We start from the raw sequence: 16,891 nt of genomic DNA on the forward strand, positions 1-16,891 counted from the left end.
GCCGCGATCAGGGCACCTGTTGCCCGGCGACCGGTGTCGGCGCCGCCTGCGGCCGGCGCAGCACCACCTGTTCCAGCGCCGACCACGCCGTCGTCGTCACCAGGTAGATCACGGCGGCGAGCGGCAGCACCAGCGCCACCAGCACGCTCGTGAACGGCAGCAGGGGCAGCAGCCGGCCGAGCGTGGCCGCGCCCGGCCCCTCGGTGGGCGTGCCGGCCACCGTGCCGACCGCCGCTGACGCACGACGTGCCCGCCGCGACGACCACCAGGCCAACGCCAGCAGCAGGACCAGCAGACCGGCGAAGAGCGGTCCGGCCGCGCCGGCCAGGCCGTCGCCGAGGTGATGACCCAGGGGTACGCCGGCCAGCCGCTCGTCGAGCAGTCCGGTACCGCCCTCGTCGGTGGCGAAGAGTCGGTACAGGACCAGGAGGAACGGCGCCTGGATCAGCAGCGGCAGGCAGCCGGCGACCGGGTTCGCGCCGGCCGAGCGGTACAGCGCGAACACCTCGCGCTGGAGGGTCGCCGGGTCGTCGGCGTACCGCTGCTGTAGCTCGCGGACCTGCGGGGCGAGCGCCGCGCGGCGTCGCTCCCCGCGGACCTGCGCGACGGTCAACGGTGTGATCAGCAGCCGGACGGCGACAGTGAGCAGCACGATGGCGGCGACGGTCGCCGCGCCACCGGCCAGCGGTTCGAGCAGATCGGTGAGCCAGGACAACGCCGTGCCGGCGACGCCGACGACGGTGTGCAGTGGTGCGAAGGCGAGCATGGGAAACCCCTCGGTCCGATTCCGGTGGGTCCTTGCGCCGCAGCCGTAGCGGAGGGCACGAAGGACCGATGACGCTGGGATCGGCCGCGCGGCGAGGTGTCGCTACGCGGCGAGGAGGTCTCCCGGTGCGCGGGGGCGGGGTCGTCCGGCGGCGTCCGGATCGATCTGGCGGGGTGTCCGGCGGCTCCGGGCCCGGGCGCGCAGCCCGGCCCAGCGGCGCGCGACACCGGGTGCGCGGGACGGGTCGAGCGGGTACGCGGCGAGCAGCGCGGCGACGAGGACCAGGGCGGTGAGGGCAGCCCCGGCCAGCAGGTCGGCCGGACGGGCGGCGAGCACGCCGAGCTGGGCGAACGCGGACATCCACGTGGCCCAGAGGAATCCCAGCAGCACCGGCACGGGCTCAGCATAGGACCCGGTGTCACGTCTCCCGGCCGGATCGCTGACGGCCCGGGGCCGACACGCGGGGACGCCGTGCCGTCACCACGTTTCCGGGCGTTACCACCGTGGGTAACCACTCGTCCGACCGGCGCGGACGGACCGCGAGCGGCAGAAACGGACGGTGGTGCGCGATGACGGGGCAGGTGGCGGAGGCGCCCGGCGGGACGACCGCGGGGACCGACATGCTCACCGTGGGCGTCGAGGAGGAGTTCCTGCTCGTCGACCCACACACCGGCGCCGCGGTGCCCGCTGTCGACCTCGTGCTGGAACAGGTACCGGCCGAACTGCGCGGTCAGGTGGAGCGCGAGTTCCAGACCAGCCAGATCGAGATCGGCTCGCCGCCCGGGCTGGAGCTGTCCTCCATCCGGCACTCTCTCGGCGTACTCCGTAAAGCTCTTGCCGACGCGGCCGAGCGGGCCGGCGTGCGGCTGCTGGCCATCGGCACCGGCCCGGTGGGCGGCCCGGTGCCGCCGGTCGTGGACAAGCCCCGGTTCGACCGGATGATCGAACGCTTCCGGCTGCTCGTACCCGGCCCCGGCAACAACGGCATGCACGTGCACGTGGGCGTCCCCGACCCGGAGACCGGCGTGCAGGTGCTCAACCACGTCCGGCCGTGGCTGCCGACGCTGCACGCCGTCACCACCAACTCGCCGTTCGCCGGTGGCGAGGACACCGGCTACGCGAGCTGGCGGTCGGTGGAGTGGGAGCGCTGGCCGTCGGTGGCGCCGACGCCGTTCCTGGAGTCGCACGAGCACTACCAGCGGCTGATCCGTCAGTTGATCTCCAGCGGGGTGATGCTCGACGAGGGGATGCTCTACTGGTACGCCCGGCTGTCGGCCAAGTACCCGACCGTCGAGCTGCGGATCGGCGACGTCTGCCCGACGGTGGACGACGCGGTGCTGGTCGCCGCGCTGGTCCGGGCCCTGGTGGCCACCGCCATGGACGACGTCGCGGCCGGCCGCCCCGCGCTGCGGACCGACCACCACCTGCTGGTCGGCGCGCACTGGCGGGCCGCGCACGACGGCCTGGAGGGCGACGGAGTCGACGTCACCACCGGCGAGGTGCGTCCCGCGTGGGAGCTGCTAGACCGGTTCGTGGAACGGCTGCGGCCGGCGCTGGAGCGGCACGGCGACTGGGCCGAGGTGTCCGACCTGCTGGGCGGGCTGCGCCGCCACGGCACCGGCGCGGCCCGGCAGCGCGCCGTGTACGCCCGTACCGGACGGCTCGTCGACGTCGTGCAGGACGTGGCGCGACAGACCCGCGGCTGAGCGCCGCGTGACAGGATGATCGCGTGGCGCAACGACTGATCGTCATCGGTGGGGACGCCGCCGGCATGTCGGCGGCGTCCCAGGCACGGCGCCGCCGCGGCCGGGACGACCTGGAGATCGTGGTCTTCGAGCGGGGCCACTTCACCTCGTACTCGGCCTGCGGCATCCCGTACTGGATCTCGGGGTTGGTGCCCGGCCCGGAGCATCTGATCGCCCGTACCCCCGAGGTGTTCCGCACCAAGTTCGACATCGACGTGCGGATGCGCCACGAGGTGACGGCCATCGACCTCGAACGGCGCGAGGTGACCGCCCGGGACCTGGACAACGGCGACGAGGTCTCCGAACGCTTCGACGAGCTGATGTACGCGACCGGCGCGACGCCCACCAAACCCCCGTGGGCGCAGACGGACATCGCGGGTGTGTTCGGCATGCAGACCCTCGACGACGGCGCGGCGCTGCGCGACTGGCTGGACGCCGAACCACAGCCACGCCGGGCGGTGGTGGTGGGCGGCGGCTACATCGGCGTGGAGATGGCCGAGGCGATGATCCAGCGGGGCCTGTCCGTCACGCTCGTCGAGCAGGCCGCGCAACCCATGTCGACGGTGGACGAGGACATGGCCGAACTCGTCGCCGAGGCCATGCGCGGCCTGGGCATCACCATCCGCAGCGGCCTGCCGGTGACCGGCCTCGACCAGCGGGACGGCCGGGTGTCCGCCGTGGTCACCGCCGAAGGGCCGATCCCGACCGACGTCGTGGTCCTGGGCCTGGGCGTACGCCCCAACGTCGGTCTCGCGGAGGCCGCCGGGCTGCCCCTCGGTCCGACCGGCGCGATCCGGGTGGACCGGCGGATGCGGGTACCCGGCTTCCCCGGAGTCTGGGCGGCCGGCGACTGCGTGGAGACCCTGCACCGGGTCAGCGGGATGCCGGTGTACATCCCGCTGGGCACCCACGCCAACAAGCAGGGCCGGGTGGCCGGCGTCAACATCGGCGGCGGGTACGCCACGTTCACCGGCGTGATCGGCACGGCCGTGACCAAGGTCTGCGAACTCGAGGTCGGTCGCACGGGCCTGCGGGAGCGGGACGCCTCGGCGGCCGGCTTCGACTTCGTCTCGGTGATCGCCGAATCGACCAACCGGGCCGGCTACTACCCGGGCGCCCGGCCGATGACCGTCAAGCTGATCGCCGAACGACCCAGCGGCCGGCTGCTCGGCGCGCAGATCGTCGGCTGGTCCGAGGCGGCCAAGCGGATCGACACTCTGGCCGTCGCGTTGTGGAATGGCATGACCGTGGACGACATGACCGCACTGGACCTGGGCTACGCTCCGCCGTACGCGCCGGTCTGGGATCCGGTGCTGATCGCCGCCCGAAAGGCGGTCGACGCGCTCGCCGCGCTCGATCGCTGAACCGCGCCCGCCGTGGAGGTCCACCCCGTGACCCAGACCCCGACCAGGTCCGCCGCGCGCCGACGACCGACCATGGTCGATGTCGCCCGGCACGCCGGAGTAAGCCTGAAGACGGTGTCCCGGGTGGTCAACGACGAGCCGGTCGGTCAGGAACTGCTCGGCCGGGTGCTGGCCGCCATCACCGAGTTGGGCTTCCGGCGCAACGACATCGCGCGCAACCTGCGCTCGCGGCAGCTCAACGCCACCGTCGGGCTGTTGATCGAGGAGATCGCCAACCCGTTCTACGCCACGATCGCGAGCGTGGCCGCCGAGATCGCCGCCGCGCACGGCACGATGCTGATCACCGCCTCCTCCGAGGAGGACCCGGAACGCGAACGCGCCGTCCTGCAGGACTTCACCCAGCGCCGCGTCGACGGGCTGCTGGTCGTGCCGGCCGGCCCGGACCACTCGTTCCTGCGCCGCGAGGTCGAACTGGGCATGCCGGTGGTCTTCCTGGACCGGCCACCGCAGGGTCTGCTGGCCGACACCGTGCTGTTGGACAACTCCGGTGGCGGTCGGGCCGGGGTCGAGGCCCTGCTCGGCGAGGGACACCGGAGGGTGGCTCTCCTGCTGGGTGCGCCGAGCGTGCCCACCATGCGTGAGCGGCTGGTCGGCGCGCGGACGGCCCTGGCGGCAGCCGGGATCGCGTCGGACGAGTCACTGGTCTGTGACCGCCTGATCGCCCCCGAGGACGCCGGGCGGGCGGTCGGCAGGCTGCTCGACTCCCCTGACCCGCCCACCGCCTTCTTCTGCGGCAACAACCGGCTCACCGTGGGCGCGTTGCAGGAGTTGCACCGCCGCGGCAACGACGCGGCACTGGTCGGCTTCGACGACTTCGAACTGGCGCATCTGATGCCCCGCCCGCTGACCGTCGTCGCCTACGACACGCGCGAACTGGCCCGGGTAGCCACCGAGCGCCTCTTCCAACGCATCGCCGGTGACGACTCTCCCCCGTCGACCACGGTCCTCCCCACCCGCCTCCTACCCCGAGGCCTCCCGTAACCAACCCCCGCGCCCCTGGCCCCCGGCCCGTGCCCGCCCCCGCGCCGGCGCCTGCGCCCGCGCCCGCGCCCGCGCCCGCGCCGATCTTGCACTTCCTGTCGTTGATCTGTGCACAAATGCACCCTTTGTCGCAGCAGAAAGCGCAAGATCGCGGGGGTGAGCGATGTGCACGCGCCCACACCCAAAACACCACGGAACGCCCACTACAAGTTCATGATCGACCCGGGCGGGGCGGGGCTGGGCGGGGCGGGCTGGGCGGGGCTGGATTAGTGCGGGGGTGTTAGGAGGGCTTTTAGTTCGGCTTGGGTTGGGGGGTTGGCGCCTCGGCGGGCGCAGGTGAGGGCGGCCACCGTGGCCGCCTGGCGGAGCACCGCCGACCACTGCTGCTCGGTCACGACGGCGAGCCGGTCGGCGGGCCGGTCGCCGAGCGCGTCGATGTCGGCCAGCGCGGCGAGCAGGCCACCGGTGAACGAGTCGCCCGCGCCGACGGTGTCCACCACCGTGGTGCGTACGGCCGGCTGCTCGTGCAGCACTCCGTTCGGGGCGAGCAGCCACGCGCCCTCACCGCCGCGGGTCACCACCGCACAGGACACTCCGGCCTCGCGCCACTCGGCCATCACGTCGCCCACCGACCGGTCCGGGTAGAGCCAGGCCAGATCCTCGTCGCTGGCCTTGACCAGGTGCGCGAGGGGCACCTGTCGGCGTACCCGCTCCTGCTCGGCGGCCCGGTCCGTGACGATGCTCGGGCGCAGGTTGAGGTCGATCGAGAGGGTGAGCCCGTCGCGGTCGCGTTCGCGGGCGAGCAGTCCCTCAAGGGCCTGCGCCCCGGGGGCGAGCGCGAGGGCGAGAGATCCGGTGTGCAGGGCCGTCGCCGACGAGTCGGCGAGGTCGGGCAGCTCCTGCGGCGTCCACTGCCAGTCCGCCGCGCCGTCGAGCCGGAACTCGTAGCTGGCCTGGCCGGTGGCGTCCAGGGTGGCGACCGCCACCGAGGTGGGCTCGGACGCGCGGACGGCCCACCGCAGGTCCACCTGGTTGGCCGCCAGGTAGTCGGCGATCTGCCGGCCGTACTCGTCGGGGCCGAGCCGGGCGAGCAGCCGTACCGGCTGGTCGAGCCGGGCCAGGGTGACCGCCACGTTCGCCGGAGATCCGCCGGGGACCGCCCGCTGCCCGTCGGCGGTGACCACCAGGTCGATGAGGGCCTCCCCCGCCACGACGATCATGCGGTCACCGTGCCCGGGGCGAGCGGGCCGGGGCCACCGAGGGCGTCGGCCGAGCGGGACAGCAGCACCGCCTGGTACGCGTGGTACACGTCGGGTCGACCGTGCCAGACCGTGTCGGCGGGTAGGTTCCGCGGGTCCAGCTCGTGCCGCCAGCCGGTGCCGTCGATGAGGTAGCGGCGCGCGTACGCCCAGAAGACCCGGTACCAGTCGGCGTAGACGGCGTCCCCGGTGCGGCGGTGCAGGGTGACCGCCGCACCGATGGCCTCGGCCAGCACCCAGTGCATCCGGGAGCGGACCACGGGCCGGTCGTCCCAGTCGATCGTGTAGACGAAGCCGTCCGCGCCGTCGACCGCCCAGCCGCGTCGCAGGGCGGCGGCGAAGAGGGTACGGGCGTCGGCGAACAGCCAGCCCGGCGGCTGCGGCAGCACGGCTTCCAGTTCGAGCAGCAGACGGGCCCATTCCAGCCAGTGGCCCATCGTCGAGCCGTACGGTCGGAACGGGTCGGCGGGCTGCTCCCGGTTGTAGTCGAGCAGCGGCGTCCAGTCGGCCGTGAAGTGCTCGGGCAGCCGCCAGTCGTGCCGGGCTGCCTCGGTGTGCACCAGGTGGGTGGCGATCCGCAGCGCCCGGTCGGTCCAGCTCGTGTCGCCGGTGGCGGCGGCAGCGGCGAGGAACGCCTCGACCATGTGCATGCTGCTGTTCGCGCCCCGGTAGTCCTCGGTGACCGTCCAGTCCCGGTTCCACGACTCGCGGACCGCGCCCGCCTCGTCGTCCCAGAACCGGTCCAGAACCACGCTGAGCGCGTCGGCGAGCAACCGGTCCGCGCCGGGTCGCCCGGCCCGTGCGGCGCTCGACGCCGCGAGCAGCACGAACGCGTGGTCGTAACCCGCCTTGCGCTCGTCGATCGGGGTGCCCTGCTGGTCCACCGCGTTGAACCAGCCGCCGTACCGGTCGTCGCGCAGCAGCGTGTCGAGCGCGGCGATGCCGTGGTCGACGATGGCGGCGGCGTCCGGGTCGCCGTTGCGGTGGGCGAGCGCGGCCACGTGGGTCATCCGGCAGGTGATCCAGGTGTAGACGGCTTCGCCCCGGTCCGGGGTGCGGTCGTCGGTCAGCCACCAGAAGCCACCCTCGGGCCGGACCGAGCGGCGGGCCGTGTCGAGCAGCGTGCGGGTCTGGTCGGCGAGGAACCCGTCCAGGTCGGGCAGGTCGGGCACCCCTGCCGGGGCAGGGGTCGGTTCGGCGTCGGAGCGGGGCGCGTCGGTCATCTCAGCTGGTCACCGTCGAGGAGCGAAGGGGCATACGGCAAGGATCGGCGGACGGACCGGGTCCGCGCCGGAAAACCCGCTAACGGTACGCCCGGAGCCGGTCGACCGAAGGGGATGCAGCGCAAGAAGGATCATGAGGAACATCATCCCGTTTGCCCGTTGACATCGTTGTCACCCCTCCAACCCTGCTCCGACGGCTGGCTCACTGTCAATTCGCGCCCAGACCATCAGTAGTGGTCGTCGATCGGGCGACGCGCCTCCTCGAACAGGGCCGGCCCCTCGTAGCGCACCGGGGGCAGCGCCGGGGTGGCCCGCTTGACCTCCTCGAACTGCTCGCTGGAGAGCGCGTACACGACCCGGCCGAGGCCGGAACGGTCGATCGCCGTCGCGCACATCGGGCAGGGCTGGCAACTCGTGAACATGGTGCTGCCGGCGGCCACTTCGGCGGACAGCTCCCGGGCGGCCCAGCGGGCCAACTTCAACTCCGGGTGGGCGGTGATGTCCGACTCCGAGACCACGGTGTTGTGGTCCTCGACGAGGACGACACCGTCCGCGTCGACCAGCAACGAGCCGAACGGGCGTTCGCCGGACGCCCCGGCCTGACTGGCGATCTCCACGGCGCGGCGGAGGAACTTCTCGTCGTCCGGTGTCACACGGCCTCCTGGGTCACGTCCTGCTGCGGAACGGTGCGAGCGTGGCGCGGATCTGATCGCCCGCGCCCCAATCGTCGTCGAACTGGGCCAGTACCGCGAGGTGCTGTCGCAGTTGGACGATCGGCATCCGGGCCTGCCAACCGTCGTCGAGCGACGTCAGCTCGGCGTAGACGTCGAAGAACCGCCGCGCCTCGGGCGGGGGCGACGTCGTCCAGACGTGGGCGAGGTCGACCTCGGCCCACAGGTAGGACACCGCCGGGTCGATCAGCGCCGGCTCCCCGTCCGGCGTGGCCAGGACGTTCTGCGCCCACAGGTCGCCGTGCGTGAGGCACGCCGGCCGAGCCGGCAGCAGCTCGGGGAGCCGCGAACAGAGCCGTTCCAGCGCCGCCCGGTCGTCGCGGTCGAGCGCGGCGTCGACCCGGGGCTCACCGAGCCAGCGGAGCAGCCGGTGCTGCGCGAAGAAGGCGAACCCGTCGTCGTGCCAGGTGTTGACCTGCCGACGACGCCCCAGCCAGTTGTCCCGGTGCCACCCGAAGCGCGGATGGGTCGTACTCAGGTGCAGGTGGGCCAACAGATGCGCGAACCGCTCCCAGAACTCCTCGCTGCTCGGCCTCGGCCGCAGCAGCGACAGCACCAGCACGTCCCGGTCCGCGAGGATCACGTCGGGCGTCGCCACGCCGCCCAGGTCGCGCAGCGCGGCCAACCCGTCGGCCTCCGCGGGGAAGACGTCGTCGGCCGGCGTCTCGGCGAACGCCTTGACGAACACCGACGGCGCGTCCCGCCGGGTGGCGATGCCCGCGAGCGCCGCGAGCCCACCGTCCGTCGGCTCGACGGCGACGACGTCGCGCATCCCGGCGCGCAGCAAGCTCTCCCGTAGGAACGGCCCCCGTCGCATCAGGACAGGCTCCTGGATGCCCGATCCGGTGTCCACCCCATCTGTCGCGCTCCGGGCAGGATGACGGGATGGAACTGCCCGAGGGGCTTGGTTGGGTACGAGCGTCAGCGGCGGGCCGGGCCTGGCTGACCGCGCTGCCGACGCTGGTGGCGGAGTGTGCCGAGCAGTGGTCGCTGCGGATCGGTCCGCCGTTCCGGTACGCGTACGCCTCGCTGGCACTCCCCGCCGACCTGCCCGACGGCACGGCGGCGGTACTCAAGATCCAGTTTCCGGACGAGGACAGTCGGTACGAGGCCCGCGCGCTCGCCCACTGGGCCGGTGACGGCGCGATCCGGCTGCTCGCCCACGACGTCGAACGGCGCGCGCTGCTGGTGGAGCGCTGCCGACCCGGTACGCCCCTGCACGAGCTGCCGATGGACCGGGCGCTGGACGCGGCGGTCGACCTGCTCCCCCGACTCTGGCGGCCGGCCGGAGCGCCGTTCACCCCGGTCACCGAGGAGGCTGCCGGCTGGCTCGACCGGATGCCGCGCAGTTGGGAACGGGCCGGCCGGCCGTACGAGCGGCGGCTCCTCGACGCCGCGTGCGCACTCCTGGTCGACCTGTCGGCGAGCCAGGGCGAGCAGGTGCTCGTCAACCAGGACCTGCACGCCGGCAACGTGCTCGCCGCCGAGCGCTCCCCTGGCTGGCGATCGACCCCAAGCCGCTGATCGGCGAGCGGGAGTTCTCGGTGGTGCCACGCGTTCGCGGTCCGGAGCTGGGTCACTCGCCGGCCGTCGTCCGGCACCGGCTCGACCGGCTCAGCACCGACCTCGGGCTGGACGTCGAGCGGGTCCGGGGTTGGACGATCGCCCACTGCCTGGCCTGGAGCATCGCCGACCAGGTCGTCTTTGGGCACCAGGTCGAGGTGGTCCGCTGGCTGCTGGACGGCGACTGACGCCGACGATCAGCCCGCTTGGCAGGTACGGCACCAGTAGAGGTTGCGGCCGACCAACTCGCCGCGACTGACCTCGGTGCCGCAGATGTGGCAGGGAGCGCCGGCGCGGCGGTAGACGTACACCTCGCCGCCGTGGCGGTCGACGCGCGCCGGCCGACCCATGGCCTCGGGCAGGTGGACGTCGCGGACGGTGTCGATCCGACCGTGCTCCAGGGCGAGCCGCATCAACGCGACCAGGTCGGCCCAGAGGGCGTCCCAACCGGGGCGGGTCAGCGCCCGACCGGGCATCGTGGGCGGCAGCCCGGCCCGGAACAGCGCCTCGGTCACGAAGATCAGGCCGGTGCCGGCCACCACCGACTGGTCCAGCAGCAGCGCCGCGAGGGGCGTTCGACTGCGGGAGATCCGGGCGTACGCCCGCTCGGGGTCGGCGTCGGCGCGCAACGGATCCGGGCCGAGGCGGGCCCGCAGGGTGTCGACCTCGGGTGGGGTGAGCAGTTCGCAGGCGGTCGGGCCGCGCAGGTCCAGCCAGTGCCGGTCACTGGCGAGCCGCAGCCGCACCTGGCCGACGGGATCGGGTGGCGTCCCCGAACCATCGGTGAACTTGCCGTACAGCCCGAGGTGCACGTGCAGGGTCAGCTCGTCGGCGAAGTGGTGCAGCAGGTGCTTGCCGTACGCCTCGGTGCTGTCCAGGACGGTGCCGGAGAGCCGCGCGGCGCCCTCGGCGAAGCGGCCCTGCGGGCTGGCAGCGTGCAGCTTGTCACCGGCGAACAGCTCGGCGTGCCGGGCCGCCAGGCGGTGGATGGTGTGTCCCTCTGGCACGGGTGCCAAGGATAGTCAGCCGCGCCGGGGCGGCCACCACGCCGGAATCGGCGGCCGTACCCGGAATCGGTGTCAGGAAACGCCCAGGTGGGTATTTCGGGGTCGTAGCGCGTGGGTGCCACCCCTGAACATCGGCCACCACGCATTCAACAGGAGGTGTGTAGTGGTCAGGATTCCTTCGCTGTCCCGGCGGTCCGAGCAGACGCCGACACGGGACGAGAACCTCGACGGCCGGGTCGACGGCCGTGATACACCGCTGACCGACCGGGACGGCGACCAGACGACGTACCCCAGCAGCACGGCGACCAGCGACGCCACCGCGACCGCCGGACGGACCGGCGAGGCCGAGCGGCGGGCCGCGGAGCGCGCGGCCGTGGCCCGCGCCGCCACCGCCCGGTCGTCGGAGACCGAGACCCGGTCCGACGCCAGTCGCACGCCGCAGACCGGCGCCGCCACCGCCCGCGCGACGGAGGGCGAGACCAGGTCCGCCGCCGCCGCGACGGTCGCGGCCCCGACCATCGAACGCGACAAGAGCATCGACGGTACGACCGGACGGCCGGAGCGCGACACGGACCTCGACCGGACGACGACCCGGCGGCCCGACGTGACCGACCGGCCGGTCGACACGACCCCCGCTCGCGACACCGAGCCGACCCCGGTGACGCGCGGCCCGAAGCCGCGGGCCAGCCTGCTCGCCACCCTCGGCCTGATCGTCTCCGTCGTCGGCGCTCTGTTCGTGCTGAGCGGCACCCTGGCCGGGTACGGCATCGGGCTCGGCGCGGTCGGTGCGGTGCTCTCGGTGCTCGGTCTGATGGCGACCCGCCGCCGGCACGTCGCCGGCAAGACCGACGCGCTGTTCGGCATCCTCATCGGGCTCGCGGCCGTGGTGGTCGGCGTGCTCGCGATGACCGGCCAGTTCGTCTGGCCGACCACGGACGGCGACTGGGTGCAGCGTCTCCGAGAGTGGCTTGACTCACAGTTTGTGGACCGCTTCTAGCGGGCACTGTTCGGCTCGCCGGTGGTGCACCGGCGAGAAGCCGGCGGTTCGCCGGCAGCCCGACGGTGGTTCACCAGCAGGGCGACACCCTTTCAGGGGCGGCGATTCGCCGCCCCTGAAGTGTGTCCGGGGTCCGTCCCCTCTCCCCTGGCGCCCGGCGTTCCCTTGCGCCCTCCGCCCTCCCCCCTCCCCTCGCGTCCTTTGCTCTGCTTCACCCCACGCAACACCCTGCGTCCGATTACCGGACAGCAAGTGTTGCGCCCGCTGAAGCAGAGCAAAGGACGTGCACCCACCCACCGCCCCCGCCCGCCGGTCGCCTGATGCACCCCTCACCTGCCGGTCGGCGCAACGAATCGCGGCCGATCCGACTCCAGACGCAACGGATCTACGGTCTGCGCAACTCTCGGTGGTGGATCCTGCCGCTGACGCCGCATAACGTTGAGCAACGGCGCCAGCCCGTGGGCCACGGTGGCCGGGCGCGCCCGACCCCTGGGAGCAGGACAATGACGATGGACGCCACCAGCCAGCGCCTCCTGATGTGCCGGCCGACGTACTTCGCCGTCGACTACGCCATCAACCCCTGGATGGACCCGAGCGCGCCGGTCGACGCCGCGCTGGCCGTCCGGCAGTGGGAGCAGCTTCGCCAGACGTATCTTGACCTGGGTCACACCGTCGAGGAGATCACTCCGGTGCCCGGTCTGCCGGACATGGTCTTCGCCGCGAACGGTGGCACCGTGATCGACGGCAAGGCGATGGCCGTGCAGTTCCGCGACCCGCAGCGCGCCGACGAGGCGCCGGCCTACCGGGCCTGGTTCGAGGCCGCCGGCTTCGAGATGTACGACCCGAAGCACGTCAACGAGGGTGAGGGCGACGTCCTGCTGGCCGGCGACCGCCTGCTGGCCGGCACCGGCTTCCGCACCGCCCACGCCGCGCACGCCCAGTTGCAGGAGGTCTTCGGCTACCCGGTGATCACCATGCAGCTCGTCGACCCGCGCTTCTACCACCTGGACACCGCGCTGACCGTCCTCGACGAGCGGACCGTGGCGTACCTGCCGGAGGCGTTCTCCCCCGGCAGCCAGGCCGTGCTGCGCCGGCTCTTCCCCGACGCCGTACACGCCACCATGGCCGACGCCGAGGTGCTGGGCCTGAACGCGGTCAGCGACGGACGGCACGTGGTGCTGTCCGCGCAGGCCACCGACCTAGCCGCCAAGCTGCGCGACCGGGGCTACGAAACCATCGGGGTCGACCTCTCCGAGCTACGCAAGGCCGGCGGCGGACCGAAGTGCTGCACGCTGCGACTCCGTCAGGGAAAGGCAAGCAAGTGATCGACGACATGCTGCGTACGCCGGGAGCGGTCCGGGACGCCGAGCGCTGGACGGCGCACAACTACCACCCGCTGCCGGTGGTGATCTCGTCGGCCGAGGGCGCGTGGCTCACCGACGTGGACGGCAAGCGCTACCTGGACTGCCTCGCCGGCTACTCGGCGCTCAACTTCGGCCACCGGCACCCGCAGCTCGTCGCCGCCGCGCACGCCCAGCTCGACCGGCTGACGCTGACCAGCCGCGCGTTCATCCACGACCAGTTCGCCGGCTTCTGCCGGGAGCTGGCCGAGCTGTGCGGCAAGGACCTCGTGCTGCCGATGAACACCGGCGCCGAGGCCGTGGAGACCGGGATCAAGGTGGCCCGCAAGTGGGGCTACCAGGTCAAGGGCGTGCCGGCCGGTCAGGCGAACATCGTGGTGGCCGAGGGCAACTTCCACGGGCGGACGACCACCATCGTCAGCTTCTCCACCGACGAGGACGCCCGCGCCGACTTCGGGCCGTACACCCCGGGGTTCACGGTGGTCCCGTACGGCGACCTGGACGCCCTCGCCGCCGCGATCGACGAGAACACCGTCGCCGTGCTGCTGGAGCCGATCCAGGGCGAGCAGGGCGTGGTGATCCCGCCGGAGGGCTACCTGCCCGGCGTACGCCAGGTCTGCACCGAGCGGAACGTGCTGTTCATCGCCGACGAGATCCAGTCGGGTCTGGGGCGTACCGGCCGGACCTTCGCCTGTGACCACGAGAGCGTCGTGCCGGACATGTACCTGCTGGGCAAGGCGCTCGGCGGCGGCATCGTGCCGGTCTCCGCGGTGGCCGCGAACACCGACGTGCTGGGCGTGCTCCAGCCCGGCCAGCACGGCTCCACCTTCGGCGGCAACCCCCTGGCCTGTGCGGTGGCCACCGAGGTCGTCCGGCTGTTGGCGACGGGCGAGTTCCAGCGCCGCTCGGCCGAGCTGGGCGAGCGGCTGCGCGCCGGCCTGGAAGGGCTGCTCGGCAAGGGCCTGGTCGGCGTACGCGTCCGGGGTCTCTGGGCCGGTCTGGACATCGACCCGGCGCTGATGAGCGGACGCGAGGCGTGCGAGCGCCTGATGGCGCGCGGCATCCTCGCCAAGGACACCCACGGCTCCACCATCCGCCTGGCTCCACCCCTGGTCATCACCGAAGCCGAGATCGACCGGGCGCTGACGACGCTAGCCGAGGTCCTGACCGCGTAACCCGCGCTCCCGGTCCCCGCCGCCCCGCGTTGATCATGAAGTTATTGCCCGCCACATCGGCGTGTCGTGGCGATAACTTCATGATCGACGCGGGGCTCCCGGGCGCGACGCCCGGTCGGCGCGGGGTGGGTCAGGGGCGGGGTAGGCGCATCGCCATGGTGGGGGCCTCGGCCATCACCGAGGTGGGGGTGAACGGGGCGCCGGTGGGCAGTTCCTCGGCGCGGCCGATCTGCACGCCGGGGTACAGCTCGATCATGTCGTTCTCGCCGAGCACCCGGGACTGCTGCGGCGCGAGCGGAATCCGGTCCGACTCGGCCATCGACCCGGCCGGCCGGATGCCCGAGCCGTTGGTGCTGATGTCGGTGACGATGACTTCGCCGACCCGCAGCTCGAAGTGGACGTGACCACGGCTGATCCACCGCCGGGCCTCGTCGTTGAGCCACTGCCCGAGCATGATCCCGCCCTCCTGCTCGGGTGCCCGGCCGGCCACCACCGGCTGCTCCTCGCTCAGCACGAACCGCCGCCGAACCAGGCCGCCGACCCGTACCGCGAGCACCTCCGTACGCGGACGCGGGCCCACGTCACCGAGCCGCGCGCCGTGCCGGGGGCAGGTCGGTACGCCGTTGCGCAGCGAGGGCGGCGCCTGCGCGGCCGGGCTACGGTCCGCGCCGCCGGCGAGGTCGGCGAACGCGCCACCCCCACCACCGCCGCCGAACAGCGCGCACCCCGACTCCGGGCACCGCCACTGACGGGCCAGCAGCTTCGCCCCGGTGGGCGAGCGCTTGCCGGCGACCGGGGCGTGCCCGCCGCCGACGTGCGCGATGAACACCGGGCCACCCGCGCCCGGCACCGGGGCGACCACCCGGCCGGGCTGCTCGACCAGCCACGGGAACCGCCCGCGCAACCCGTCGAAGCGCACCCGGGTGAGCACCGGCACGCCCAGCAGGTCGGCCACCTCCAGCATCCGGTCACCGGGATTGTCGAGCACCTCGACCAGCCCGTCGTCCGCCCAGCGGCGCACCACCATCCGCTCGTTGGAGGTCAGGTCGGCGTCCGAGAGCAGCGCGCGGTGCACCACCGCGTACACCTGGACGCTGTCCTCCTCCAACTCGCGGGAGAGCGCGTCGATGACCATGCCGAGGCGCAGCAGGCTCGCCGGCCGGCCACCGTCGATGTCCTGGTAACGAATGATCTCGGCCAGGTCGAGCACCGCCCGGGCCAGCGACGGGTCCGTGCAGACCCGCCCCTCGATGGCGTCGAGCACCTTGCTGATCTCGAATCTCATGCCGCACTCCGGACGATGTCGTCAATCCGCGCCACCCGGTCCACCACCGCGATGGCGTCCGGGAAACTGCCGAGCTGGACGGTACGGCCGATGCCGGTCGGGTCGCCCGACCAGTCGGACAACCCGCCCAGCTCTTCTCGCACCGCGTCCGCGGTGAGCAGGTCTGCCATGACCAGACCCTACCGGTGGCGCGTCCGTCGGGTCGGACGCGCCATCGGTGGACGGCACGGTGGGACGCGTCAGCCGCGCAGCGGCCGGCCCACCTCGTGCAGGTGGGCGAGCGCCTGCCGGTACGACTCCACCAGAGGTGTCTCCGCGTACGAGATGCCCTGCTCGGCGCAGTAGGCGCGGACGATCGGCTGGGCCCGGCGCAGGTTGGCCCGGGGCATGTTCGGGAACAGATGGTGCTCGATCTGGTAGTTGAGCCCACCCAGCGCGGTGTCGACCAGCCGGCTACCCCGCACGTTGCGCGAGGTCAGCACCTGCTTGCGGAGGAAGTCCAACTCGTCCTCGGCGGTCGGCATCGGCATGCCCTTGTGGTTCGGCGCGAACGCGCAGCCCATGTAGAGGCCCCACAGCCCCTGGTGCACGGCGGCGAAGAGCAGCGCCTTGCCCGGCGACATGACCGCCAGCAGCAGCGCCCCGTAGCCGAGGGTGTGCGCCACGAGCAGCGCCGCCTCGACCGCGCGGTGCCGCATCGGGGTGGCGTACCGGCCGTCGGGCCCTCGACCGACGATCGCCCGGATACTCGCCACATGCAGGTTCAGGCCCTCCAACAGCAACATCGGAAAGAACAGGTACGCCTGCCGTCGCGCCAACCACCGGCCGAATCCCCGGGTGCCCGACGCCTGCTCGTGCGTCCACACCAGGGCGCCCGCCCCGACGTCCGGGTCCTCGTCCTCGTGGTTCGGGTTGGCGTGGTGCCGGTTGTGCTTGTCGACCCACCAGCCGTAGCTGAGCCCCACCGCCGCGTTGCCGGCGACCAACCCGACCAGCTCGCTGGGAAGGCGACGACGGAACATCTGGCGGTGTCCGGCGTCGTGGCCCAGGAACGCGACCTGGGTGGTGGCGACCGCCAGTACGACGGCGAGCGCCACCTGCCACCAGGAGTCGCCGACGAGGGCCACGGCGACCCAGCCGGCCACGAACGCGCCGAGGGTGAGCACGATCCGAGCCACGTACGAGGCGGGCCGCCGCTCCAGCAGACCGGCCTGACTGATCCGTCGGGACAACTGTGCGTAGTCACTACCCCGCCGTCGTACGGGCCGTTCCGCCACCGCTCCGAGCGCCATCGCTGTTCCCCCGTTCGACGTTGGGCCCACACCGGCTGGTCCGGGCGCACTGTCAACTCTCGCCGGAACCGTTGCGCTGAGT

At 72.7% G+C, this 16,891-nt stretch carries 16 protein-coding genes and 1 pseudogene; 7 read left to right on the plus strand and 10 right to left on the minus strand.

Annotated elements, in window-relative coordinates; translation table 11 throughout:
- Positions 1-7: 7 nt before the first annotated feature.
- Both ACN269_RS14470 and ACN269_RS14475 read right to left on the minus strand, forming a co-directional pair.
- Entirely contained in the window at positions 8-766 is a 759-nt protein-coding gene (locus tag ACN269_RS14470; RefSeq protein ID WP_421472944.1) for a YidC/Oxa1 family membrane protein insertase, read from the minus strand.
- A gap of 102 nt (positions 767-868) precedes the next feature.
- The gene (locus ACN269_RS14475; RefSeq protein WP_421472945.1) at positions 869-1,162 is read right to left on the minus strand and encodes a DUF6412 domain-containing protein; all 294 of its coding nucleotides are present in this window, start codon (positions 1,160-1,162) and stop codon (positions 869-871) included.
- Between the two features lie 173 nt (positions 1,163-1,335).
- Between ACN269_RS14475 and ACN269_RS14480 the strand changes: the two genes are divergently transcribed.
- The 3 genes from ACN269_RS14480 to ACN269_RS14490 all read left to right on the plus strand — a co-directional run bounded on the left by ACN269_RS14480 (position 1,336) and on the right by ACN269_RS14490 (position 4,916).
- Positions 1,336-2,472 carry a carboxylate-amine ligase gene (locus tag ACN269_RS14480; RefSeq protein ID WP_421472946.1) on the plus strand — a complete coding sequence of 379 codons (1,137 nt, stop codon included), beginning with the start codon at positions 1,336-1,338 and terminating at the stop codon, positions 2,470-2,472.
- A gap of 23 nt (positions 2,473-2,495) precedes the next feature.
- Positions 2,496-3,875: an FAD-dependent oxidoreductase gene (locus ACN269_RS14485; RefSeq protein ID WP_421472947.1), complete on the plus strand. Its 1,380-nt coding sequence runs from the start codon at positions 2,496-2,498 to the stop codon at positions 3,873-3,875.
- A 72-nt stretch (positions 3,876-3,947) separates the two neighbouring features.
- Positions 3,948-4,916, plus strand: a complete 969-nt coding sequence (locus tag ACN269_RS14490) for a LacI family DNA-binding transcriptional regulator (RefSeq protein ID WP_421476347.1) — start codon at positions 3,948-3,950, stop codon at positions 4,914-4,916.
- Positions 4,917-5,182: 266 nt separating this feature from the next.
- Here ACN269_RS14490 and ACN269_RS14495 read toward each other — a convergent pair whose 3' ends face one another.
- From ACN269_RS14495 to ACN269_RS14510, 4 genes are all read right to left on the minus strand, one after another.
- Positions 5,183-6,136, minus strand: coding sequence for a carbohydrate kinase family protein (locus ACN269_RS14495; RefSeq protein ID WP_421472948.1), 954 nt, complete (start codon positions 6,134-6,136; stop codon positions 5,183-5,185).
- Positions 6,133-7,398 carry an AGE family epimerase/isomerase gene (locus ACN269_RS14500; RefSeq protein ID WP_421472949.1) on the minus strand — a complete coding sequence of 422 codons (1,266 nt, stop codon included), beginning with the start codon at positions 7,396-7,398 and terminating at the stop codon, positions 6,133-6,135. Before ACN269_RS14500 ends, ACN269_RS14495 begins: the two co-directional genes overlap by 4 nt.
- 227 nt (positions 7,399-7,625) lie before the next feature.
- Positions 7,626-8,051, minus strand: coding sequence for a nucleoside deaminase (locus ACN269_RS14505; RefSeq protein ID WP_421472950.1), 426 nt, complete (start codon positions 8,049-8,051; stop codon positions 7,626-7,628).
- Positions 8,052-8,064: 13 nt separating this feature from the next.
- Positions 8,065-8,946: a fructosamine kinase family protein gene (locus ACN269_RS14510; protein WP_421472951.1), complete on the minus strand. Its 882-nt coding sequence runs from the start codon at positions 8,944-8,946 to the stop codon at positions 8,065-8,067.
- Between the two features lie 68 nt (positions 8,947-9,014).
- On the opposite strand from ACN269_RS14510, the pseudogene ACN269_RS14515 reads away from it, so the two are divergent.
- Positions 9,015-9,880: pseudogene (locus ACN269_RS14515) on the plus strand (aminoglycoside phosphotransferase family protein).
- A gap of 9 nt (positions 9,881-9,889) precedes the next feature.
- Here the strand turns inward: ACN269_RS14515 and ACN269_RS14520 are convergent.
- Positions 9,890-10,699 (minus strand): Fpg/Nei family DNA glycosylase, encoded by an 810-nt coding sequence (locus ACN269_RS14520; RefSeq protein WP_421472952.1) that lies wholly within the window; start codon positions 10,697-10,699, stop codon positions 9,890-9,892.
- A 163-nt stretch (positions 10,700-10,862) separates the two neighbouring features.
- On the opposite strand from ACN269_RS14520, the gene ACN269_RS14525 reads away from it, so the two are divergent.
- The 3 genes from ACN269_RS14525 (at position 10,863) to rocD (ending at position 14,232) form a co-directional block, all read left to right on the plus strand.
- Positions 10,863-11,696, plus strand: a complete 834-nt coding sequence (locus ACN269_RS14525; RefSeq protein ID WP_421472953.1) for a thrombospondin — start codon at positions 10,863-10,865, stop codon at positions 11,694-11,696.
- 509 nt (positions 11,697-12,205) lie between these two features.
- Positions 12,206-13,021: a dimethylargininase gene (gene ddaH / locus ACN269_RS14530; protein ID WP_421476349.1), complete on the plus strand. Its 816-nt coding sequence runs from the start codon at positions 12,206-12,208 to the stop codon at positions 13,019-13,021.
- On the plus strand, positions 13,018-14,232 hold the full coding sequence (gene rocD / locus ACN269_RS14535) for an ornithine--oxo-acid transaminase (RefSeq protein WP_421472954.1): 1,215 nt from the start codon (positions 13,018-13,020) through the stop codon (positions 14,230-14,232). Before ddaH ends, rocD begins: the two co-directional genes overlap by 4 nt.
- Before the next feature lie 130 nt (positions 14,233-14,362).
- Here the strand turns inward: rocD and ACN269_RS14540 are convergent, their stop codons facing one another.
- The 3 genes from ACN269_RS14540 to ACN269_RS14550 form a co-directional block, all read right to left on the minus strand.
- Complete coding sequence (locus ACN269_RS14540; RefSeq protein ID WP_421472955.1) at positions 14,363-15,517, minus strand: FHA domain-containing protein; 1,155 nt, start codon at positions 15,515-15,517, stop codon at positions 14,363-14,365.
- On the minus strand, positions 15,514-15,687 hold the full coding sequence (locus tag ACN269_RS14545) for a hypothetical protein (RefSeq protein ID WP_421472957.1): 174 nt from the start codon (positions 15,685-15,687) through the stop codon (positions 15,514-15,516). The genes ACN269_RS14540 and ACN269_RS14545 overlap by 4 nt, the downstream gene beginning before the upstream one ends.
- Before the next feature lie 69 nt (positions 15,688-15,756).
- Positions 15,757-16,809 carry a fatty acid desaturase family protein gene (locus tag ACN269_RS14550; protein ID WP_421472958.1) on the minus strand — a complete coding sequence of 351 codons (1,053 nt, stop codon included), beginning with the start codon at positions 16,807-16,809 and terminating at the stop codon, positions 15,757-15,759.
- Positions 16,810-16,891: the final 82 nt, after the last annotated feature.

Origin of the sequence: Micromonospora sp. WMMD736 (assembly GCF_049179015.1) — a bacterium.
GTDB lineage: Bacteria > Actinomycetota > Actinomycetes > Mycobacteriales > Micromonosporaceae > Micromonospora.